This window comes from Rathayibacter sp. VKM Ac-2804 (genome assembly GCF_009866655.1).
GTDB lineage: Bacteria > Actinomycetota > Actinomycetes > Actinomycetales > Microbacteriaceae > Rathayibacter.
On record NZ_CP047420.1, the window covers coordinates 1,952,808 to 1,973,019 of the forward strand.

Genomic DNA, 20,212 nt, shown 5'->3' on the forward strand with positions numbered 1-20,212 from the left:
CGCGTCAGCCGGGCCCGTCGCGGTCGGCCCCCGAGAAGAGATCGCCGCACTCCACCGCGAGTGCTCCGTGCCGCGCGAGGTAGTCGCGGGCGCCGGAGTCGCCGGTGAGCGTCGTCGCGAGCGGCCGCCAGTGCGCGCTGCCCAGCAGCACCGGGTGACCGGGGCGACCGCGGTACGTCGCGCGGGCGAGCACCGCTGGACCCACGGGGGAGTCGCGGAGCAGTCGCTCGCCGACCTCGGCCGGCTCGTCCGGCAGGTCGACGAGCGTCACCAGCGCGGCGTCGCCGATCGCCGCGGCCAGACCCGCTCGCAGGGACGCGGACAGGCCCTCGGCCCAGTCCTCCGCGACGACGACTCCGATGCGCTCCGGTACCAGGCGTCGCGCCTCCTCGGCCTCGGCACCGAGCACCACGAGGACGCTCCCGCAGCCGGCGCCCTCGAGTCTCGCCACGGCGCGCTCGACCCAGCTCACGCCCGCCGCATCACGTCGCAGCGCCTTCGGCCCGCCCGCGCGTCGGCCGGCGCCCGCGGCGAGCACCACTCCCACCACGTCCATCCGACCATCGTGCCGCACACCCCGGCCGACGAGGAGACCGCATGACCGACTCCACCCCCCTCCGCGACGCGCTCCTGGCCTGCCTCGCCGTCCCGCGCTGGGCCGATGGGGTCACCGCCGGCGCGCCCTACGCCTCGACCGACGCCCTCGCGGCCGCGGCCGATGCGATCGCGCGCAGCCTCACCGCCGAGGAGGTGGAGGCGGCGCTGGCCGACCACCCGCGGATCGGCGAGCGGCACGCGGGCACCGGACGCTCCTCCGACTTCTCCGCCGCCGAGCAGGCGGCCAGCCTCTCGCCGGACGAGGCGCTGGCCGAGCGCCTGCTGGCCGGCAACCGGGCCTACGAGGAGCGGTTCGGACGGGTGTTCCTCATCCGGGCGGCCGGGCGGGACCGCGCCGAGATCGTCGCCGAGCTCGAGCGCCGGCTCGGCCACGACGACGAGACCGAGCGCGCGATCGTGGCCGATCAGCTCCGCGAGATCACGGTGCTGCGGGTGCGAGCGCTCGGACCGGAGACCGGCGCCGTCCTGGAGGCGGCCCGATGAGCGCGCACCGCAGCCACGTCACGACGCACGTCCTCGACGCCGTGCTCGGCCGCCCGGCGCAGGACGTGCCGGTCGCGCTCGAGGTGCGCGGCGCGTCCGGCTGGGAGCCGATCGCGACCGCGCGGACCGACGCCGACGGCCGCGTCGCCGAGTTCGGCCCGGCGGAGCTGCCCGCGGGCGTCTACCGCGTCGTCTTCGACACCGCCGCCTACTTCGAGCGCTCGGGTACGGAGTCGTTCTACCCCGAGGTCGTCGTCGCGTTCCGGCTCGAGGACACGGCCGCGCACTTCCACATCCCGCTGCTGCTCAGCCCGTTCGCCTACTCCACCTACCGGGGGAGCTGAGCGTGCAGCTCCGAGAGCTCCTGGACGCGCCGACGCTGCGGATCCGCGCGGTGCACACCACCGAGGAGGCGCTCGCGCGCGAGGTGAACTGGACGTTCACCACGGATCTGCTCGACCCCCGCCGCTACCTCGCCCGCGACCAGCTCGTGCTCACCGGCATGATGTGGCGGCGCACCGCGGAGGACAGCGAGACGTTCGTCGCGGCGGTCGCCTCCTCCGGCGCCGTCGCGCTGCTGGCGGGCGAGGGGCTGCTCGGCTTCGTTCCCGACGACCTGGTCGCGGCCTGCCGCGCGCACGGGGTCGCGCTGTTCGCCGTGCCGGCCGACGTCTCGTTCGCCTCGATCACCGCGCACCTCTCCAATGCGCTGGCGGGCGACCGGGTCGCGCGGCTGACCGCCGGGCTCGCCCGCCAGCGGCAGCTGCTGACGGAGGTCTACCGCGGGCAGCTCCTCGACGAGCTGATCGCCCGCACCTCGACCGAGCTCGGGCGGCCCGTGCGAGTGCTGACGGCGACCGGTCGCCCCGCCGCCGCCTCCGCGGAGCCGCTGAGCACCGACGAGGTCGACCGCGTCGTGCACGCCGCGCTCACGGCGCGGCGCACTCCGGTCACCGTGCCGGACGCGCACGGGGGCGTGCTGTCGGTCCTCGCCGTCGCCGGGGCGGAGGAGCACCGCGCGGCCTCGTGGTTCGTCGTCGTCGCGGGCGACTGGAACGAGTGGCACCCCTCGCTGCTCGATGCGATCACCGAGCTGACCGGTGTCGTCGGGCTGTACCGCCTGCAGCGCGAGGCGGCGCTGCTGGCCGACGCGGCGCTCGCCGACCGGCTGCTCGAGCTGATCGAGGAGGACAGCGAGCAGCCGGAGACGGCGGTCTACCTCCGGCAGCTGGGGCTGGGCGGTGTCGAGCGGTTCGCGGTGCTGGCGGCGGCGGTGGACGGCGGCGGCGAGCTGGCGCGCTCCGTGCTCACGGACGCGGTCGCGCACCTCGGCCGGGCGGTAGTCGGGCGCGACACGGACGGCGCGGTGGCGCTGATCCCGGTGGCGGACGAGGGGGCGCTGGCCGTGGTGACCGCGGCGCTTCGCCGAGCCGGAGCGGCGCTGGACGGCGCGGTGCTGCGGGTCGGAGTGAGCGCGCCGAGTCCGCTGCCCGCGCTCGGCGGGGCCCTGCGGTCGGCGCGGTACGCGCTGCGGCTGCCGTCCGCGCCCGGCGACGGCTCGCCGGTGCGGATCGGGACGGCGGGCGAGGTGACCTCGGCCGTTCAGCTGCTGAGCGCGGTGCCCGACCACCTCCGCGCGGTGTTCGTCGAGCTGGTGCTCGGGCGGCTGCTCGAGCACGACGCGCGCTACAACTCGCAGCTGGTCGCGACGCTCTCGGCGTTCCTCGACTGCGGCGGCTCGTGGGTGCGCGCGGCGGAGCAGACGCACCTGCACCTCAACACGGTGCGCTACCGCATCGCCCGCGTGGAGGAGCTGACTCAGCGCGACCTCTCGAACACGTCCGACCGCGCGGACCTGTTCCTGGCGCTGCGGCTGCGCTGAGCGTCCCTGCTTCATGCTGATCGAGTAGCGCGCGCAGCGCGCGTATCGAGATCCACGCACCGTTCTGACGGGTGGGTCGCGATACGCCCCTGCGGGGCTGCTCGACCAGCATGAGAAGGGGGCACTGCGCGGCTAGTCGGTCAGCGCGGGGGCCGCGACCCGGCGGCCCTGCACGTGCACCGCGGCGATCGCGGGCTCGCGCAGGCCCAAGAGCAGCGCGAACAGCAGCTGCGCCGTCGCCTCGTCCGGGTCGTCGGCGCGGATCCCGTGCGCGAGGACCTCGGCGAGCGGCTCCCAGCGGTCGGGCTCGATGCGGAGGAGGTCCGCGTCCTTGCCGAGGTCGAAGTTGCCGAACCGGTCCTCCATGTCCAGGGCCCGCGCGCCCGCCAGCGTCGCGGTGAAGAGCAGCTGGGCCGGGTGCAGCGCGATCGACGCGTCACCCTCCTCCGACAGGTGCACCTTGAAGGCGTCGTTGGCCACCCGCGCGAGCAGCCACTCGTCGCCGGCGCCGATGTCGCTGCCGAGCGCGATCGTGACGCCCGCGGCCGCCGTGCGCCGCCACGGCATCGTCCCCGAGCCGAGGAACTGCTGCGAGGTCGGGCAGTGCGCGATCGAGGTGCCGGTCGCGGCCATCCGGCGCAGCTCGGCGTCCTGGCAGTGCACGGCGTGCGCGAGGATCGTGCGGCGACCGAGCAGGGACGAGCCGCCGCGCTGCGAGCCGGGCAGGAACAGCCCGTCGTAGGTGTCCAGGTAGCTGCGGGTGCCGAAGCTCGCGCGGACCGCCGCGATCTCGCCGTCGCCCGGCCGGTCGTTCTCGTTGAGGTGGCTGTGCACGTAGACCCCGCGGTCGCGGACCCCGTCGTAGAGCTCGCCCAGGCCCGCGAGCGTCGTCGGCGTCACCGAGAGCGAGAAGCGCGGGACGAGCGCGACCTGGAGCAGCGCCGTCGCGGGGTCGCCGGTGTCGACCGCGTGCCAGCGCTCGATCTCGTCCGCGACGAGCGCCAGGGCCTCGTCCTCGCCGGTCAGCAGCGCCGCCGCCGAGGGCGGCCCGACCGTCTGCAGACCGCGACCGGACACCGTCCGCAGCCCCGCCGCCCGGCTCTGCTCGAACAGCGCGTCCTGCGCGTGCGGGAACGCCGAGCCGAAGACCATCGCCGCGGTCGTCCCGGCGCTCACCCGTCGCCGTGTGAAGGCCCGCGCGATACGGCCGGCGAACTCCTCGTCAGCGAGCCGCGACTCCGCCGGGAAGATCGCCGTGTCGAGCCACTCGAGCAGCTGTCCGCCGCCGAACGCGTTGGTCGAGAAGGCCTGCGGGAAGTGCAGGTGCGTGTCGACGAAGCCGGGCAGGAGGAACGCGCCCGCGTCGCCGGTGACCGGCCAGTGGGTGTAGTCGCGGGGGAGCGCGGCGTGCGGCCCGACCCAGAGGATCGTCCCGGCATCGCCGACGACGAGCGCGCCGTCCGGGATCGACACCAGCGCGGCCTCCGCCGTCTCGACGGTGGGCCGGCCGGCCACATGGAGGACGTGGCCGCGGTGCACGCCGCGCGGGCCGGCGCCCGGACCGGACCCTCCGGTCACACCAGTCCCGAGTAGGCGTACCAGGCGGGCCCGGCGTCCGGCGCGTCGTCGCGGGTGACGGCGGCCTGGATCAGCCCGTACGGCCGGTCGGCGGCGTGGTAGACCTCGTTGTCGTTCTCGACGCCGAAGGGCGAGAGGTCGTAGAGGAAGTGGTGCTTGTTCGGGGCCGAGAGGCGCACCTCGACGATCTGCGGGAACTCCTCCAGCACCGCCTTGCCCATCTCGAAGAGCGTCTGCTGCAGGGCGAGCGAGTGCACGGTGGCGAAGCGGCTGATCATCAGCGCCTTCACTCCGGCGTAGACGGCCTCCCAGTCGCTCGCGGCGATCTCCTCGTCGCTGAGGGCGAAGCGCCACTTCGCGACCAGTGAGGTCGCCATCACGCGGTCCCGGGTCGGCGGGAGCACGGTGTACGGATCCGTGAGGAAGCCGTGGAACTCGGAGCCGGTGGACTTGAGGATGGTCAGGTCCTTGAAGCCGCCGGTGATCCAGACCTGCTGCGCGTCGCCGGTGCCCTCGACGGTGACGGAGGCTGTGCGCACCTCCTGGCCCTTGCGAACCCAGGTGTGGTCGTGCTCCGCGCCGTCGACCAGGACGCGCTCCCAGGCGAACTCCTCGATCTCGATGCGCGCACCGTGCACCGTCTCGGTGCCGTCGACGAAGTGCCGGGCCAGCTCGAGGCCGTACGCCTCGATCGAGCGCAGCCCCTTCTCCTTCGCGAAGGAGTAGGCGGTCTGCTTCTGCGTGTCCGTGGGGAGGACGGCGGACTGGTCTCCGGTCAGGTGCGCGGCCGCGAAGTCGCCGCGCAGGGCGGTCGAGACGTTCACGTCGTGGATCTCGTGCCGGGGGCTGTCGCGGTAGATCCGGACGACGCGGTTCTCGGCCTTCCCGTACTGGTGGTCTCCGAGGATGATCGACATGTCCGCTCCTGTTCGCGTTCGGTGGTTCGTGGGGCTCCGCGGGCGTCCGCGGTCGCGCGGCCGGGCGGTGCCCGCCTGCCAGGATGCCGCGCGCGGCGATCCCGTCGCACCGGCGGAGCGCTCAGCGTCCGGCGCCCGCGTCACCCGAGTCTTGTGCGATCCGCCCGGAACCGCGCCCGGAACCGCGGGAGTTCACACGGCGGAAACGTGACCGGAACACGCGGCCCGGCCCCGTCGCTCCGACTCCGCTGCCGGTGACGGCTCAGGGCCGCTCGATCAGCCGGCCGACCGGCGCCGCGGTGCCGCTCGCGACCCGGACCCCGCCGACCCAGGTCGCCGCAACGGCGCCGCGCAGCACGCGGCCGTCGTACGCGGAGACCTTGTTCTTGTGCGAGAGCGTGTCGACGTCGACCGGCGACGCCGCCTCCGGATCGAACGCGACCAGGTCGGCGTCCGCGCCGGCGCGCAGCAGGCCCTTCTGCCCGAGGCCGGCGAAGGCGGCGGTGGCGGTCGACATCCACGCGACGACCTGCTCGAGCGGGATCCCGCGCTCGCGGGCCCCCGTCCAGACCGCGCGGAAGCTCAGCTCGAGCCCCGAGATGCCGCCCCAGGCGAGGCCGAAATCGCCGTCGTGCGCGAACTTGAGCTCGGCGGTGGCGGGGGAGTGGTCGGACGCGATCAGGTCGATCGTGCCGTCGAGCAGCCCCTTCCAGAGCAGCTCGCGGTTGCGCTCGTCCCGGATCGGCGGGCAGCACTTGAATTGCGTGCCGCCGTCGGGGATCGTCTCCGCGTCGAAGGTGAGGTAGTGCGGGCAGGTCTCCGCGGTGATCCTCAGGCCCTCCGCCTTCGCCTCGCGCAGCAGCGGCAGCGCCTCGGCGGAGGAGAGGTGCAGGATGTGCGCCCGCCCGCCCGTCTCGCGGACGGCCTGGATCACGCTCGCGATCGCCGAGTTCTCCGAGGCGGGCGGCCGGGAGTCGACGAAGGCGTCGTAGGAGGTGCCGCCGCTGTTCGCGCTCGCCTCGAGCTCGTCCGGGTCCTCGGCGTGCACGATCAGCAGGCCGTCGAAGGCGGAGATCTCGCGCATCGCCGCGAAGAGCTGCTCGGTGCTGAGGTGCGGGAACTCGTCGACGCCGCTCGGCGAGAGGAAGCACTTGAAGCCGAAGACGCCCGCGTCGTGCAGCGCGCGGAGGGTGCCGAGGTTTTCCGGGATCGCCCCGCCCCAGAAGCCGACGTCGACGAGCGCCTGCGGGCCGGCCGCCGCCTTCTTCGCCTCGAGGCCCGCGACTGTGGTGGTCGGCGGGATGGAGTTGAGGGGCATGTCGATGATCGTGGTGACTCCGCCCGCGGCGGCCGCGCGGGTGGCGGAGGCGAAGCCCTCCCACTCGGTGCGGCCGGGCTCGTTCACGTGCACGTGCGTGTCGACGATCCCCGGCAGCAGCACCTGACCGGCCGGGAGCACGACCTCCTCGAGGGTCTTCCAGGGCGCGTCGATGTCGCCCACGGCGACGATGACTCCGCCCGCGACGGCGACGCTGGCGGGCCGCGTCCCGTTCTCGGTGAGGACGGCGGAGGAGCGGATCACGAGGTCGAGCGAGGGGGAGTCGTCGGGCATGGGTTCGACCATATACTCGGCATGTTTCCCGCGTGTGAGCGCCCGCCGGCCGCACGACCTCGCCGGCGCCGTCGCCTCCCGCCCGCCGACGTCGGAGGCCGCCGTGCTCGAACTCGCCGTTCCGCTCCTCGCGCGCGTCGAGGCGGGCGAGCGCGTGGCCGTGGTCACCGTCACCCACGTCTTCGGCTCGGCGCCCCGCGCCCTCGGCTCCTCGATGGCGGTCGACGCCGACGGCAGCGCGATCGGCTCGATCTCCGGCGGCTGCGTCGAGGCGCAGGCCTACGCACTCGCTCAGGAGGTGCTCGGCTCGGGCGGTTCGGGCTCGGAGCACTTCGGCTTCGATGACGAGGCGGCCTTCGCAGCCGGGCTCTCCTGCGGCGGTCAGCTGCGCGTCTTCGGCCACGTCGTCGACGCGAGCTCGGGGGCCGTGCTCGCCGAGCTGCGGGCCGCGCGGGCGGGCCGCCCGGCGGGTCTCGCGATGATCGTGGGCGGCCCCGACGAGCTCGTCGGCCTGGTGCTGACCGGCGCGACCCGCGCGCAGGACGTGGTGGGGCCGGCGCTGGACGAGGACACCGTCCGCCGGATCCTGGCCGAGCGGGCCGCGCGCCTGGCCTCGGGCCGCTCGGCGACCGTCGAGATCGCCTGCCAGGGCACCGAGCTCGAGGTGACGTACGTCGTCAATGCCGAGAAGCCGCGCCTGCTGATCTTCGGCGCCGTCGACTTCTCCGCGGCGCTCTGCGCGGCCGGGGCGCTGCTCGGCTACCGCGTGACGGTCTGCGACGCGCGCCCGGTGTTCGCGACGGCGGAGCGCTTCCCCGGCGCCGACGAGGTCGTGGTGGAGTGGCCGTCCGACTACCTCGCGGCGACGGAGGTGGACGAGCGCACGGTGATCGCGGTGCTCACCCACGACGAGAAGTTCGACGTGCCGCTGCTCGAGACGGCGCTCACTCTGCCCGCCGCCTACATCGGCGCGATGGGCTCGCGCCGCACCCACGAGCGCCGGCTGCGGCTGCTGCGCGAGGCCGGGGTGACGGAGGAGTCGCTCGCCCGCCTGCACTCGCCGATCGGCCTGGACATCGGCGCCTCGACACCCGAGGAGACGGCGGTGTCGATCCTGGCGGAGGTGCTGGCCGTGCGGGCGGGAGCGTCCGGGGCACCGCTGGCCGCCCGGACCGGTCCGATCCACGCCGCACGCTAGAGGCAGGCGCGCGGCCGGATGCGCTGAGGGGAGGACGCGTCCCGCACCGTGCAGCGGATCGTCCGGGGGAAACCGCCGCGAAACACCGCGCTGCCATGCTCGGAGGATGCAGCGCCACGTCATCACCGGAGCCCATGTCGCCACCGTCGACGCCGCGGGGACGGAGCATCCGGGCGGTCACGTGGTCGTCGACGACCGGCGGATCGTCGCGGTCGGCCCCGGCGAGCCGCCCGCGTGGGCCCTCGACGGCCGCGCACCGACCGGGTCGCCCTCGCCCGAGCCCGTCGTGCTCACCCGCGTCGACGGCCGCGGCCACCTGCTGACCCCGGGACTCGTCAACACCCACCACCACCTCTACCAGTGGCTGACCCGCGGCTGGGCGCAGGACGCGATCCTCTTCGACTGGCTCGTCGCGCTGTATCCCGCCTGGTCCCGGATCGACGCCGATCTCACCCGGTCGGCCTCGCTGGGCGCGATGGGGGTTCTCGCCCGCTCGGGCTGCAGCACCGTCGGCGACCACCACTACGTCTTCCCGCGCGGCTCCGGCGACATCGTCGGCGGGATCGTGGACGCCGCCTCGACCCTCGGGGTGCGCCTGCACGCGACGCGGGGCTCGATGGACCTCGGCGAGTCGCAGGGCGGGCTGCCGCCGGACTTCGCGGTCGAGACGACCGCCGCGGCACTCCAGGCCAGCGGCGAGGCCGTCGAGCGCTACCACGACGCCTCCTTCGACGCGATGGTCCGCGTCGCGATCGCCCCGTGCTCGCCGTTCTCGGTGACGCCGGACCTGCTGTGCGAGTCGGCGGTGCTCGCCCGGCAGCTCGGCGTGCGGCTGCACACCCACGGCTCCGAGACCGTCGAGGAGGACGCGTACACCCGCGAGGCCTTCGGGATGTCGCCGACCGACTACCTCGAGTCGCTCGGCTGGCTCGGCGACGACGTCTGGATGGCGCACGGCGTGCACCTCGACGACGACGCGATCGCGAAGTTCGCGGCCACGGGCACCGGAGTCGCGCACTGCCCGTCGTCGAACGCGCGGCTCGCGGCGGGCATCGCGCCGATCCCGCAGCTGCTGGCGGCCGGGGCTCCGGTCGGGCTCGGCGTCGACGGCGCGGCGTCGAACGAGTCCGGGCAGCTCGGCTCCGAGATCCGCGCGGCCGTGCTGATGAACCGGCTCCGCGCGGGCGCCGATCGGATGAGCGCGCGGCAGGCGCTCTCGATCGCGACGATGGGAGGAGCGCGCGTGCTCGGCCGCCAGGACGAGATCGGCTCGATCGAGGTGGGCAAGCTCGCCGACCTGGCGCTGTGGCGGATCGACGGGATCGAGCACGCCGGCATCGCCGACCCGGTCGCGGCCCTCGCGCTCGGGGCGCAGCCGCCGCTGACGCTGCTGCTCGTGAACGGGCGGCCCGTGGTCGCGGACGGCCACCTCGTCGCCGCGGACGAGGACGCGATCGCCCGCGAGGTCGCCGCCGCGAGCGCGGAGCTGGCGGAGCGCATCTGACGTCTCGGCGCGGTGTGCTGATGGGCGTGGGTATCGACACGCCGCTGCGCGGCTACTCCACCAGCACGGGTCGGCGCGGCCGCGTCCGCGGCCGGCGCGAGGCGCGTCCGGGGTCAGCCGGGAGGCGCGCCCGCGTCGACCGCCGGGCCGGGCGGCGCGTCCGGGTGGAGCAGGCGCCAGACGCGGTCGCGGGAGAGGGGGAGCGCGTGCGGCCGGACGCCGACGGCGTCGCGGACGGCGTTGGCGAGCGCGGGCGCGACCGGGTTGTAGGGCGCCTCGCTCATCGACTTCGCGCCGAACGGACCGAGCTCGTCGGCCGTGTCCGCGAGGTGCACCTCGGTCGGCGGCACGTCCGCCATCTGCGGGATGTGGTAGTTCCGCAGGATCGCCGTGGTCACGGTGCCCTCGCCGTCGAGGATCACCTCCTCGTACAGCGCCGAGCCGATCGCCTGGGCGACTCCGCCCTCGACCTGCCCGCGGAGCTGCGCCGGATTGATCACGAAGCCCGCGTCCACCGCCTGCACCGACTGCAGGATCCGCACCTCGCCGGTCGGCGCGTGCACCGCGACGCGGAAGCCCTGCACGTTGAAGGCGAGCGAGCGCTGGGCGCCGTCCTCGCTGCCGATCGCCGACACCGGTCCGCCGGCGGCGAGCACCAGGTCCGCGTAGCTCACCCGGGTGCCGTCCGCGGCGAGGAGCCCCTCGTCGTCCGGCTCGAACTCGCTGCCGTCGTGCCCGGTCAGCCGCTTCGCGAGCGAGCGCAGGTCGGCCAGCAGCCGCAGCGCCGCGCTGTAGACGGCCTTGCCGGCGACGACCGTCCCCGCGCTGCCGAACGCGCCCGTGTCGTAGCGGGCCGCGGCGGTGTCCGACTGCCGGATCCGCACGCGGTCGGCTGACGCGCCGAACGCACTCGCGACGAGCTGGGTGTGCACGGTCGTCGTCCCGTTGCCGAACTCGGCGGTGCCGACCCCGATCGTGAGCACGCCCTCGGCGTCGACCGACACCGTGGCCTCGGAGAAGTGCCCCCGCGGGGGCAGCGTCGCGATCATCGCCACCGCCATGCCGCGACCGGTGCTCCAGCCCGGTCCCTCGGGAGCGGTCGCGCCCGTCGCGCGGTCGAGAGCCGCCTCCGCGAGATCGAGGCACTGGTCCAGCCCGTAGGAGGCGAAGCCGATGTCGTCGCCCTCCACGTGCGTGACGACGAGCGGTTCGCCGGGCTTCACCGCGTTGATCCGCCGCAGCTCGAACGGGTCGATGCCCAGCTCGCGGGCGAGCTCGTCCATCGCCGACTCGATGCCGAAGATCACCTGGCCGAGGCCGTAGCCGCGGAACGCGCCCGAGGGCAGATTGTTCGTGTAGACCGCCTGCGCGTCGACGCGCTTGTTCGGCGCCGTGTAGGTCGCGACCGACTCCGACGTGCCGTGGAACATCACACCGGGGCCGTGGTTGCCGTACGCGCCGGTGTCCGAGAGCACATCGACGCTCAGCGCGGTCAGCCGCCCGTCGCGGCGCGCGCCGAGCGTCACGTCGACCCGCATCGGGTGCCGGCAGGGTGCCATCGTGAACTCGTCGGAGCGGGTGAACTCGAACTGCACCGGACGCCCGGTCGCGAGCACGGCCAGCGCGACGACGTCCTCCGTGAGGATCTCCTGCTTGCCGCCGAAGCCGCCGCCGACCCGGGCGGTGAAGACCCGCACGCTCGCGGGGTCGCGGTCGAAGATCCGCGCGATCTCGTCGCGGACGAGGAACGGCACCTGGGTGGAGGTGCGCAGCACCAGCTCGTCGCCCTCGAGCCAGCCGATCGTGCCGTGCGTCTCCAGCGCGGTGTGCGCGACGCGGGAGGTCGTCCACCGGCCCCCGACCACGACGTCCGCCTCGGCGAGGCCGGCCGCCACGTCGCCGTGCTCGCCGTGCAGCTCGGCGACCACGTTCGAGCCCGGGTCGGCGATGCGCGAGGCGATCGGGTCCTTCTCGGCGTGCAGGAGCGGGGCGCCGGGTGCGCGCGCCTCCTCGGGGTCGAAGACCGCCGGCAGCAGCTCGTACTCGACCTCGATCGCCCGGCAGGCGGCCTCGGCCACCCCGACCGACTCGGCGACGACGACCGCGATGCGCTGGCCGCGGAACCGCACGACGGTGTCGAGCATCCGGGTGTCGTCCGGGTCGTCCAGCCGCGACTCGTGCCGCGCCGTGGAGTAGAGGATGTCCGGGACGTCGGCGGCGGTCAGCACGGCGACGACGCCGGGCATCGTCGCGGCGACGGCGGTGTCCATCGAGAGGATGCGGGCGTGCGCGTGCGGGCTCTGCAGCACCTTGAGGTGCAGCAGCCCGGGCACGGCGACGTCGAGCGTGTACGGCTCCTGGCCCGACACGATGCGCCGGCCGGCCGGGGCGCCGAGCGATCGGCCCACCCGGGAGTCGTCGGCCGAGGTGCGCCCGGTGCGGCGCACGGGGGTCAGGCCGGTGGGCGGCTCGCAGAGGTGCTCGGACACCGCCTCGCGGATCGGCCGGTAGCCGGTGCAGCGGCAGAGGTTCCCCTTCATCAGCCGGGGGAGGTCCTCCTCCCGCGCACCCTCGAGCGCGCTCGCGGTGACGACCATGCCCGCGGTGCAGAAGCCGCACTGGAAGGCGGCGTGGTCGACGAACGACTGCTGCACCGCGCCGGGCTCCTCCGGGGTGCCGAGTCCGGCGGCGGTGGTGACCTCGCGCCCCTCGATGCGGTGCGCGGGGTAGAGGCAGGAGTGGAAGGGCGTGCCGTCGACGAGCACCGAGCAGGCGCCGCAGTCGCCGGCGTCGCAGCCCTTCTTGACCTCGAAGTGCTCGTGGTCGCGCAGCAGGGTCCGCAGCACCTGGCCGGGGCGGGGCGACGCGTCGACCGGCTCGCCGTTGACGGTGAATCTCATGCGGCGCCTCCCGCGCTCGGGACCGGCGGGGCGGTCGTCTCCGGCTCGCCCGCTCCGCCCAGCTCGCCGCGGATCTCCTCGGCCAGCACGCCGACCACCGCGCGCCGCCAGTCGGCCGCGCCGTGCGGATCGGTGAACCACGTCGTGATGGTGCCGAGGGCGTCCTCGAGCGCGCTCGACGAGGGCAGCTCCGGCCACCGCAGCACCTCGGGCCGGATCGTCGCGGCCGTCACCGCGAGCACGAAGGCCCCGTCGGCGTCCACCCGGCCGATGACGAGCGCTCCGGAGCGCCCGAGCGGCGACAGCGCGGTCTTCCGGTACGCCGTCCGCGCGTCCAGCGCCCGGCGCGGGAACTCGATCGACCGGATCACGTCGCCGTGCCCGAGCGAGGTGGTCATGTTGCCGGTCACCAGCTCGGCCACCGGCACGAGCGCGTCGGAGCCGTCCGCGCGCCAGACCAGCGCCTCGGCGTCGAGCGCCGCCGCGAGGCTGATCATCGGCCCGGCCGGCAGCGCGTTGGCGATGTTGCCGCCGACCGTCGCGACGTTCCAGATCTTGAACGAGCCGAGCAGGGCGGTGCAGCACTGGAAGAAGAGCGGGTGCGAGGGCCGGCCGCCGTCGGGCATCGCGGCCAGCTCGGCGAGGGTGCAGGTCGCCGCGACGGAGAGCCCCTCGGGGGTCTCGCGGAACGGCTCCCAGCCGAGGCCCTGCAGGTCGAGCAGCTCGTCGAGGTGGTCGTGCGGGAGCGAGAACACCCAGGACCCGCCGCCGATCACCGCGGTGCGGCGACCCATCGCGGCCAGCTCGGCGCGCTCGCGGACGACGCGCACGCGCTGGATCGTGTTCAGGTCCATGCCGCGCCCTCCGCTCCGTGCGCCGGCGGCGCGCTCCCTCCAGTGAACCTCAGACGTGTGACGCTCGTGTTTCCGAGCCCGCCGCGGCTGCTCAGCCGAGCGACGCGACCCACTCCGAGCTGCCGTCCACGAACGACTGCTCCTTCCAGATCGGCACCGTCGCCTTGATGTCGTCGACCAGGGCCGCGCAGGCCTCGAAGGCCGCGGCGCGGTGCGCGGAGGCGACGGCGCAGGCGAGCGCGAGGTCGCCGACGACGAGGTCGCCGACCCGGTGCACGGCGGCGATCCGCACGTCCGGGAAGCGCTCCGCGATCCGCCGGGCCGAGGCGAGCAGCGCCGCCGGCGCCTCGGGGTGCGCCTCGTAGGAGAGCCGCAGCACACCGCGCCCCTCGTCGTGGTCGCGGACGACCCCGGCGAAGGTGACGACGGCGCCGTGGGTCGGCGATTCAACGGCGTGCTCGCACTCGTCGACGGTGACGGGGTCGCGGGCGATGCGGGCCAGGGCGACGGGATCAGCGGACATGATCGCCCCCGCCGAGCTGGTCGAGCACGTGGCCGATGATCGGCTCGAGCACGTCGATGCCGTCCCGGACGCCGCCGGGGGAGCCGGGCAGGTTCACGATCACGCTCCGGCCGCTGACCCCCGCGCGCCCGCGGCTGAGCACCGCGGTGGGCACGTGCGCGGCGCCGCGCGCGCGGATCGCCTCGGCGAGACCGGGCAGCTCCCGCTCGAGCAGCGGCGCGGTCTGCTCCGGAGTGACGTCGCTGGGGGCGACGCCCGTGCCGCCGGTGGTGATCACGACATCGGTGCCGGCCGAGAGCGCGTCCGAGACCGCCTCGCCCACCGCGTCCCCGTCCGCGACGACGACCACGCGGCCGTCCCAGCCGCGGCTCTCGAACCAGGCCAGCAGCGCCGGGCCGGTGCGATCCTCGTAGACGCCCGAGGCCGCGCGGGTGGAGGCGACCACCGCGACCGCGGTGCGGGTCACGACCGGCTCCACGAGCCGCTCCTGCCGCCCTCTTTCGCCAGGACGCGGATCCCGGTGATCACCGCGCCGCGGTCGACGGCCTTGATCATGTCGTAGACGGTCAGCGCGGCCACGCTGACGGCGGTGAGCGCCTCCATCTCGACGCCCGTGCGGCCGCTGGTGCGCACGCGCGCCTCGATCCGGACCCGGTCGTCGCCGGGCTCGAGGTCGATGTCGACGCCGTCGAGCACCAGCGGGTGGCAGAGCGGGATCAGCGCGGAGGTGGCCTTCGCGCCCATGATGCCGGCGATGCGCGCGACGCCGAGCGCCTCGCCCTTGGGCAGCTCGCCCTGCGCGAGGAGGCGGACGACGTCGGGGGTCGTCTCGACGAACCCCTCCGCGACCGCGACCCGCGAGGTGACCTGCTTGCCGCCGACGTCGACCATGTGCACGGCGCCGTCGCCGCGGACGTGGGTCAGCTCGGTCCCGTCGTCGGCCTGCGTGCTGTCCGTCGTGTCAGTCATCGATCCTCCAGATCTCGACCGTGTCTCCGGTCGCGGCGTGCTCGGTCCCGATCGGGACGTGGATCAGCACGGTCGATCGAGCGTAGGACGCGAGCAGGTGAGAGCTCGGACCGCCGACGGCGTGCACGAGCCCTTCGTCGTCGAGGGTGCCGCGCCGGATCTGGTGCAGGTGCCCGGGGGAGTCGAGCGGCGTGGCCAGCCGGGCGCGCAGCCGCGGGCGCTCGGCCGGCAGCCGGCCCGCGAGCGAGCGGAGCACGGGCCGCAGGAACAGCTCGAACGAGACCAGGGCGCTGACCGGGTTGCCCGGCAGCGAGACGATCGGCAGATGCAGGTCGTCGCGGACCCGGACGAGGCCGAGGCCCTGCGGTCCGCCGGGCTGCACCGCGACGTGGCCGAACTCGGAGCCCGCCGCCCCGAGCGCGTCGCGGACGACCTCATAGGCCCCGGCGCTGACGCCGCCGACGGTGATCGCGAGGTCCACCTCGGCCGCGTGCGCATCGAGGAGCGCGAGGAGGTCCTCCGGCCGGTCGCTGCCGCACGGCACGACCACCGGCAGGCCGCCGGCCTCGCGGACCGCCTCGGCCAGCAGGGATCCGTTGGCGTCGTAGATCTGCGCGTCCTCGAGCTCGGAGCCGGCCGCGCGGATCTCGTGCCCGGTCGGCACGATCAGCACGCGGACGCGGGGGAGCACCTCGACCTCGGTCCGACCGAGCGAGGCGAGCAGACCGTAGTGCGCAGCGCGCAGAACGGTGCCGGCGGGCAGCGCGAGATCGCCCTGCCTCGCGTCGCTGCCCCGGGCGCGGACGAAGGTCGCCGCGACGACGGGGCGCGAGAACGCCACCCGGACGCCGGTGCTGCCGGGCGCGGGGAAGCGCGGCGGGTCGACGGTCTCGATCGCGACGACGGCGTCGGCGCCGGCGGGCAGCGGCGAGCCGGTCATGATCGGCACCGCGGTGCCCGCCTCGTGCCGGGGAGCGCGGTCGCCGGCCGGGATCGGCGCGGTGACCGGCAGCGAGACCGGGCTGTCGGCGCTCGCGCCGGCGAGGTCCGCCGCGCGCACCGCGAAGCCGTCCATCTGCGAGTTGTCGAAGCGCGGCAGATCCAGCGGAGCGTCGACCGAGCGGGCGAGCACCCGGCGGTCGTAGGCGCCCGGGTCGGCGGCGACGACGGCGGGATCGAGCGCCAGCGTCTCGCGGGCGCCCCGGGTGGCCAGCGGCGAGAGCAGGGCGCGCACGCGGGCGGCGTGCAGATCGATCGAGGTCATCGGGTCCTCTCGGAGGTCCTGGCCGGGGATGGCGTGCCTGAAGGGGCGCGGGCGTTCCTGACCGGCGGCAGGGACGTCTCCATCTTGCCCGCTCCCGCCCGGATCCGGCGCGTAGTCTGTCCGGATGAGCACAGCACTCGGGATCCCCGGCCTCCGGCCCCGTCAGCGCAGTGCCGTCCTCCCGGCCGAGCGGCCCGACACTCCGCTCCTGCTCGACACCTACGGGCGCGTCGCCGACGACCTGCGCATCTCGCTCACCGATCGCTGCAACCTCCGCTGCACCTACTGCATGCCGGCCGAGGGGCTGCCGTTCCAGCCGCCCGCCTCGCTGCTGAACCGCGAGGAGATCGTCCGCCTCGCCCGCATCGCCGTCGAGCAGTTCGGCGTCCGCCAGATCCGCTTCACCGGCGGCGAGCCGCTGCTGCGCAAGGACCTCGTCGATATCATCCGCGACGTCGCCGCGATCGAGCCCCGCCCCGAGATCTCGCTGACCACCAATGCGATCGGCCTCTCCGGCCGCGCACAGGCGCTCGCCGACGCGGGCCTGGACCGGGTGAACGTCTCGCTCGACTCCATCTGCGCCGAGACCTTCGCGAAGGTCACCCGCCGCCCCTTCCTCGACCGGGTCCTCGCCGGCATCGACGCGCTTGGCCCCGCGGGCCTGAAGCAGACCAAGATCAACGCGGTGCTGCTGCCCGGGATCAACGACCACGAGGCGCCCGAGCTGCTCGCCTGGGCGCTCGCCGGAGGGCACCAGCTCCGCTTCATCGAGCAGATGGCCCTCGACGCCGACCACGGCTGGGACCGCTCGACCATGATCACGGCGGCGATGATCCGCGACCTCCTCTCGGAGCGCTTCGTCCTCACGCCGAACGCCGCCCCGCGCGACGGCGCGCCCGCCGAGCTGTTCGACGTCCGCGCGATCGGCTCCGACGAGCTGCTCGGCACGGTCGGCATCATCGCCTCGGTCACCGAGGCCTTCTGCGGCGACTGCCGCCGCACCCGGCTCACTGCCGAGGGCGGCGTGCGCAGCTGCCTCTTCTCCAATGAGGAGACCGACCTGCTCGGCGCGATGCGCTCCGGTGCCGACGACCACCACGTCGCCCAGCTCTGGCGCGGCGCGATGTGGGCGAAGCCGGCCGGCCACGAGATGAACCGGGCCGGCTTCGTCCAGCCCGAGCGCACCATGAGCGCGATCGGCGGCTGAGCGTGCGCGTCCGCTACTTCGCCGCGGCGAAGGCCGCCCTGGGGCGCGCCTCCGACGAGCTCGAGGGCGTGGCCGACCTGGCGGCGCTGGAAGCTGTGCTGGTCGCCTCCGTGCCGTCCGCCGCCGACGTCCTCGCGCGCTGCAGCTACCTGGTCGACGGTGTCTCGACGACCGACCGCGCCACTCCGCTGCCCGCGGGCGCCGCGGTCGACGTCCTGCCGCCCTTCGCCGGCGGCTGACCCGCCTTCCGTCCTCCGGGTCCCCGCCCGTTCCGCAGGTAGCCGTCCCGTCTGCAGGTGCTGGTCCGATCTGCAGGTGCCTGTCCGATCCGCAGGTGCCTGTCCGATCCGCCGGTGCCTGTCAGTTGTGCAGGCTCCTGTCTGTTGTGCAGGAGATCTCGGCTCCGGTCTGCCGCGCCACGCGGCGAGACGGCACAGGGAACGCGGAAGACCTGCGAATCGAACCTCCGACCGGCGATCGGATCAGTGCCAGCCCGCCATCCCGCCGAGCAGCGAGTCCGACGCGATCCCCGCCGCCGCCGCGCGGTCGGCCGCGATCCGCGAGCGCACCCCCGACGCGCAGTGCAGCACCAGCGGCCCCCCGGGCAGCAGCGCCGGATCGAAGCGTGACATCGGCAGCCGCACCGCCCCGGGGATCGCGACGGTGCGGTCCTCGTCGTCCTCCCGGAGGTCGACGACGGTCGGCGGGGTCGATCCCGCGAGGCGCGCCCGCAGCTCGTCGGCGGTCACGGCTCCGGCGACCGCCGAGACGACGGCCACCGGCGGCACCGCGCGCGCCAGCGGCAGCTCGCTCCACGAGCCGTCCAGCGCGTCGTGCACCACGACCCGCCCGAACAGCGGCTCGCCGACGCCCGTGACGAGCTTCACCACCTCGCTCGCCATCGCCGAGCCGACCGCCGCGCAGAGCGAGCCGAGCACCCCGACCGTCGCGCAGCTGTCGGCCGCGTCCTCCGCTCCGGGATGCAGGGCGCGGAGGGTGACCCCGCCGCCGGGCGCGTCGGCCCAGAAGGTGGACAGCTGCCCGTCGAAGCCGAGCGCCGACCCCCAGACGTGCGGGATCCCGGCCCGGGTCGTCGCGTCGGAGGCGAGGTAGCGCGAGCCGAAGGTGTCGAAGCCGTCGACCACCACGTCCCAGCCCGCGACGAGCGCGTCGGCGTTCGCGCCGGTGAAGGAGACGGGGAAGGCCTGCACGTCGATGCCCGGGGACAGCCGCCGCGCGGTCGCCGCCGCGGACTCCGCCTTGGAGGAGCCGATCGACGACTCGTCGTGCGCCGTCTGCCGCGCCAGGTTGGAGGCCTCGACCACGTCGCCGTCGACGATCCCGAGGTGGCCGATTCCGGCCGCGGCGAGCGCCGTGATCACCGGGGAGCCGATGCCGCCCGCGCCGAGCACGAGCACCCGCGCGTTCCGCAGCCGCCGCTGCCCGAGCTCGCCGAGCGGCGAGAGCCGGATCTGCCGGGCGAAGCGCTCGCGCTCCGCGGCGGTGAGCGGCGGTCCGGGCTCCACGAGCGGGGTCACCGCGTCGCCTCCGTCGAGGTTCCCCGGCGCTCCGGCGCCCCGTGGTCGTCGAGCCGCCACTGGCCCTCCACCGCGATCGCGCGGAAGCCCACGGCCTCGTTGACGGCGAGCATCGGCCGGTTCTCCTCCGCGTTCCAGGTGTAGACGGCACGGCAGTCGGGGTCGGCCGCGGCCAGGTGCTCGAGCGCGTCGAGCTTGAGCAGCATCCCGAGGCGGTGCCCGCGGTGCGCCGGCTGCACGAGGGTCGCTCCCCACAGTGCGGCGCGACCCGGGAGCACGTCGACGGTGCAGTAGCCGACCGGCTGCCCGTCCCGCAGCGCGACCGAGGTCAGCTCCACCCGCCCGCCGGCGGTCGCCGCGCGGTCGTGCGCCTCCAGCCGCTCGCGAGTCCAGGTCTCCTCGGGCACGGACAGCCCGGCCGTCGGCGCCTGCGCGGACATGCTCGCGCGCAGGGCGAGCATCCCGTCGACGAGCTCCGCGGGCGTCGCGCCGCTCCAGTGCCGCAGCTCGTAGCCGTCGGCGTGCGCCAGCGCGCCTCGGCGCCGGGACGCGGCCAGCACGACGTCGAGCGGCAGCCGCACCACGCTCACCCGCTCCACATGCTCGAGCACCCAGCCGCGCGAGGCGAGCCAGCGCGCGCCGGGGTCGTCGGCGGGCACGGAGCCGGCACCCGAGCGTGCGGTCAGTCGCGGCCCCGAGCGGTCGGCCCGGTGCGCTGTCCAGGTCTGCAGCACGGTCCGCCCGAGCGCGTGCGCCTCCGCCGTCAGCCGCTCGAGCAGGGCGGAGCCGACGCCGTGCCCGCGCTCGGCGTCGAGGACCGAGAACGCCAGCCAGGCCGCGTCGTCGCCCTCCTCGGTGCTCCAGTGCAGCTCACCGCTGCCGACGGCGCGGACACCGTCCGCCGTCACGAGCTCGGCGAGGAACGCGCGGCGCGGGTCGAACTCCTGCTGCCGCCACTCGCCGAGGTTCGTCTCGGCCGGGAAGCCGAGCTCGTCCGTCCCGGTGCCCTCGGCCTCGACGGCGTTGCCGATCGCGGTGAGGGTGACGAAGTCGTCCCAGCCCTCGGCACCCGGGCGCTCGGGGATCGGCAGCTCGCGGATCCGGAGCGCGGGGTCGGTGGGGCTCGTCACCTCCCCAGTGTGCACGCCGCCGGGCCGCACCGCGC

At 74.9% G+C, this 20,212-nt stretch carries 19 protein-coding genes; 7 read left to right on the plus strand and 12 right to left on the minus strand.

Translation table 11 applies throughout. The features are described 5' to 3' along the window. Positions 1-4: 4 nt before the first annotated feature. The gene (locus tag GTU73_RS09205) at positions 5-556 is read right to left on the minus strand and encodes an NTP transferase domain-containing protein (protein ID WP_160088842.1); all 552 of its coding nucleotides are present in this window, start codon (positions 554-556) and stop codon (positions 5-7) included. Between the two features lie 41 nt (positions 557-597). On the opposite strand from GTU73_RS09205, the gene uraD reads away from it, so the two are divergent. The 3 genes from uraD to GTU73_RS09220 are packed head-to-tail and all read left to right on the plus strand — an operon-like array spanning position 598 to position 2,983. Further along, positions 598-1,101 (plus strand): 2-oxo-4-hydroxy-4-carboxy-5-ureidoimidazoline decarboxylase, encoded by a 504-nt coding sequence (uraD, locus tag GTU73_RS09210; protein WP_160088844.1) that lies wholly within the window; start codon positions 598-600, stop codon positions 1,099-1,101. Continuing rightward, positions 1,098-1,445 (plus strand): hydroxyisourate hydrolase, encoded by a 348-nt coding sequence (uraH, locus tag GTU73_RS09215; protein ID WP_160088846.1) that lies wholly within the window; start codon positions 1,098-1,100, stop codon positions 1,443-1,445. Before uraD ends, uraH begins: the two co-directional genes overlap by 4 nt. A gap of 2 nt (positions 1,446-1,447) precedes the next feature. Next, positions 1,448-2,983: a PucR family transcriptional regulator gene (locus tag GTU73_RS09220; protein ID WP_160088848.1), complete on the plus strand. Its 1,536-nt coding sequence runs from the start codon at positions 1,448-1,450 to the stop codon at positions 2,981-2,983. 132 nt (positions 2,984-3,115) lie between these two features. Here GTU73_RS09220 and GTU73_RS09225 read toward each other — a convergent pair whose 3' ends face one another. The 3 genes from GTU73_RS09225 to allB form a co-directional block, all read right to left on the minus strand. Further along, complete coding sequence (locus GTU73_RS09225; RefSeq protein WP_208543756.1) at positions 3,116-4,561, minus strand: amidohydrolase family protein; 1,446 nt, start codon at positions 4,559-4,561, stop codon at positions 3,116-3,118. Beyond that, on the minus strand, positions 4,558-5,478 hold the full coding sequence (gene pucL / locus GTU73_RS09230; RefSeq protein ID WP_127886323.1) for a factor-independent urate hydroxylase: 921 nt from the start codon (positions 5,476-5,478) through the stop codon (positions 4,558-4,560). Before pucL ends, GTU73_RS09225 begins: the two co-directional genes overlap by 4 nt. A gap of 262 nt (positions 5,479-5,740) precedes the next feature. Then, positions 5,741-7,090: an allantoinase AllB gene (gene allB, locus GTU73_RS09235; protein WP_160088850.1), complete on the minus strand. Its 1,350-nt coding sequence runs from the start codon at positions 7,088-7,090 to the stop codon at positions 5,741-5,743. A gap of 34 nt (positions 7,091-7,124) precedes the next feature. Here allB and GTU73_RS09240 point away from each other — a divergent pair, with 34 nt between their 5' ends. Both GTU73_RS09240 and GTU73_RS09245 read left to right on the plus strand, forming a co-directional pair. Next, positions 7,125-8,288, plus strand: a complete 1,164-nt coding sequence (locus GTU73_RS09240) for an XdhC/CoxI family protein (protein ID WP_244231831.1) — start codon at positions 7,125-7,127, stop codon at positions 8,286-8,288. A 106-nt stretch (positions 8,289-8,394) separates the two neighbouring features. Further along, positions 8,395-9,792, plus strand: a complete 1,398-nt coding sequence (locus GTU73_RS09245; RefSeq protein ID WP_160088854.1) for an 8-oxoguanine deaminase — start codon at positions 8,395-8,397, stop codon at positions 9,790-9,792. 113 nt (positions 9,793-9,905) lie between these two features. On the opposite strand, the gene GTU73_RS09250 is transcribed toward GTU73_RS09245, so the two are convergent. From GTU73_RS09250 to glp, 6 genes are all read right to left on the minus strand, one after another. Then, positions 9,906-12,692: a molybdopterin-dependent oxidoreductase gene (locus GTU73_RS09250; protein ID WP_160088856.1), complete on the minus strand. Its 2,787-nt coding sequence runs from the start codon at positions 12,690-12,692 to the stop codon at positions 9,906-9,908. Continuing rightward, positions 12,689-13,546, minus strand: coding sequence for an FAD binding domain-containing protein (locus tag GTU73_RS09255; protein WP_160088858.1), 858 nt, complete (start codon positions 13,544-13,546; stop codon positions 12,689-12,691). The genes GTU73_RS09250 and GTU73_RS09255 overlap by 4 nt, the downstream gene beginning before the upstream one ends. Positions 13,547-13,637: 91 nt before the next feature. Beyond that, positions 13,638-14,069 (minus strand): molybdenum cofactor biosynthesis protein MoaE, encoded by a 432-nt coding sequence (locus tag GTU73_RS18930; RefSeq protein ID WP_167306042.1) that lies wholly within the window; start codon positions 14,067-14,069, stop codon positions 13,638-13,640. After that, positions 14,059-14,535, minus strand: a complete 477-nt coding sequence (locus GTU73_RS18935) for a molybdenum cofactor synthesis domain-containing protein (RefSeq protein WP_167306043.1) — start codon at positions 14,533-14,535, stop codon at positions 14,059-14,061. Before GTU73_RS18935 ends, GTU73_RS18930 begins: the two co-directional genes overlap by 11 nt. Beyond that, the gene (gene moaC / locus GTU73_RS09265; RefSeq protein ID WP_160088860.1) at positions 14,532-15,038 is read right to left on the minus strand and encodes a cyclic pyranopterin monophosphate synthase MoaC; all 507 of its coding nucleotides are present in this window, start codon (positions 15,036-15,038) and stop codon (positions 14,532-14,534) included. Before moaC ends, GTU73_RS18935 begins: the two co-directional genes overlap by 4 nt. Then, positions 15,031-16,302: a gephyrin-like molybdotransferase Glp gene (gene glp, locus GTU73_RS09270; protein ID WP_160088862.1), complete on the minus strand. Its 1,272-nt coding sequence runs from the start codon at positions 16,300-16,302 to the stop codon at positions 15,031-15,033. The genes moaC and glp overlap by 8 nt, the downstream gene beginning before the upstream one ends. 124 nt (positions 16,303-16,426) lie before the next feature. Here glp and moaA point away from each other — a divergent pair, with 124 nt between their 5' ends. Both moaA and GTU73_RS09280 read left to right on the plus strand, forming a co-directional pair. Continuing rightward, positions 16,427-17,509, plus strand: a complete 1,083-nt coding sequence (gene moaA / locus GTU73_RS09275; RefSeq protein ID WP_160088864.1) for a GTP 3',8-cyclase MoaA — start codon at positions 16,427-16,429, stop codon at positions 17,507-17,509. A gap of 2 nt (positions 17,510-17,511) precedes the next feature. Next, positions 17,512-17,748 carry a MoaD/ThiS family protein gene (locus GTU73_RS09280; protein ID WP_208543757.1) on the plus strand — a complete coding sequence of 79 codons (237 nt, stop codon included), beginning with the start codon at positions 17,512-17,514 and terminating at the stop codon, positions 17,746-17,748. Positions 17,749-17,991: 243 nt separating this feature from the next. Here the strand turns inward: GTU73_RS09280 and GTU73_RS09285 are convergent, their stop codons facing one another. Together GTU73_RS09285 and GTU73_RS09290 are read right to left on the minus strand one after the other, a co-directional pair. After that, on the minus strand, positions 17,992-19,047 hold the full coding sequence (locus GTU73_RS09285; RefSeq protein ID WP_160088866.1) for a HesA/MoeB/ThiF family protein: 1,056 nt from the start codon (positions 19,045-19,047) through the stop codon (positions 17,992-17,994). Continuing rightward, positions 19,044-20,177: a GNAT family N-acetyltransferase gene (locus tag GTU73_RS09290; RefSeq protein ID WP_160088868.1), complete on the minus strand. Its 1,134-nt coding sequence runs from the start codon at positions 20,175-20,177 to the stop codon at positions 19,044-19,046. The genes GTU73_RS09285 and GTU73_RS09290 overlap by 4 nt, the downstream gene beginning before the upstream one ends. Positions 20,178-20,212: the final 35 nt, after the last annotated feature.

Coding starts and splice junctions, on each gene's coding strand:
- pucL (WP_127886323.1), bottom strand. CDS start 5,478: ATGTCGATCATCCTCGGAGACCACCAGTACGGGAAGGCCGAGAACCGC.
- GTU73_RS09250 (WP_160088856.1), bottom strand. CDS start 12,692: ATGAGATTCACCGTCAACGGCGAGCCGGTCGACGCGTCGCCCCGCCCC.
- allB (WP_160088850.1), bottom strand. CDS start 7,090: ATGCCCGACGACTCCCCCTCGCTCGACCTCGTGATCCGCTCCTCCGCC.
- uraH (WP_160088846.1), top strand. CDS start 1,098: ATGAGCGCGCACCGCAGCCACGTCACGACGCACGTCCTCGACGCCGTG.
- uraD (WP_160088844.1), top strand. CDS start 598: ATGACCGACTCCACCCCCCTCCGCGACGCGCTCCTGGCCTGCCTCGCC.
- glp (WP_160088862.1), bottom strand. CDS start 16,302: ATGACCTCGATCGATCTGCACGCCGCCCGCGTGCGCGCCCTGCTCTCG.
- moaC (WP_160088860.1), bottom strand. CDS start 15,038: ATGACTGACACGACGGACAGCACGCAGGCCGACGACGGGACCGAGCTG.
- moaA (WP_160088864.1), top strand. CDS start 16,427: ATGAGCACAGCACTCGGGATCCCCGGCCTCCGGCCCCGTCAGCGCAGT.
- GTU73_RS09245 (WP_160088854.1), top strand. CDS start 8,395: ATGCAGCGCCACGTCATCACCGGAGCCCATGTCGCCACCGTCGACGCC.
- GTU73_RS09205 (WP_160088842.1), bottom strand. CDS start 556: ATGGACGTGGTGGGAGTGGTGCTCGCCGCGGGCGCCGGCCGACGCGCG.
- GTU73_RS18930 (WP_167306042.1), bottom strand. CDS start 14,069: ATGTCCGCTGATCCCGTCGCCCTGGCCCGCATCGCCCGCGACCCCGTC.
- GTU73_RS09255 (WP_160088858.1), bottom strand. CDS start 13,546: ATGGACCTGAACACGATCCAGCGCGTGCGCGTCGTCCGCGAGCGCGCC.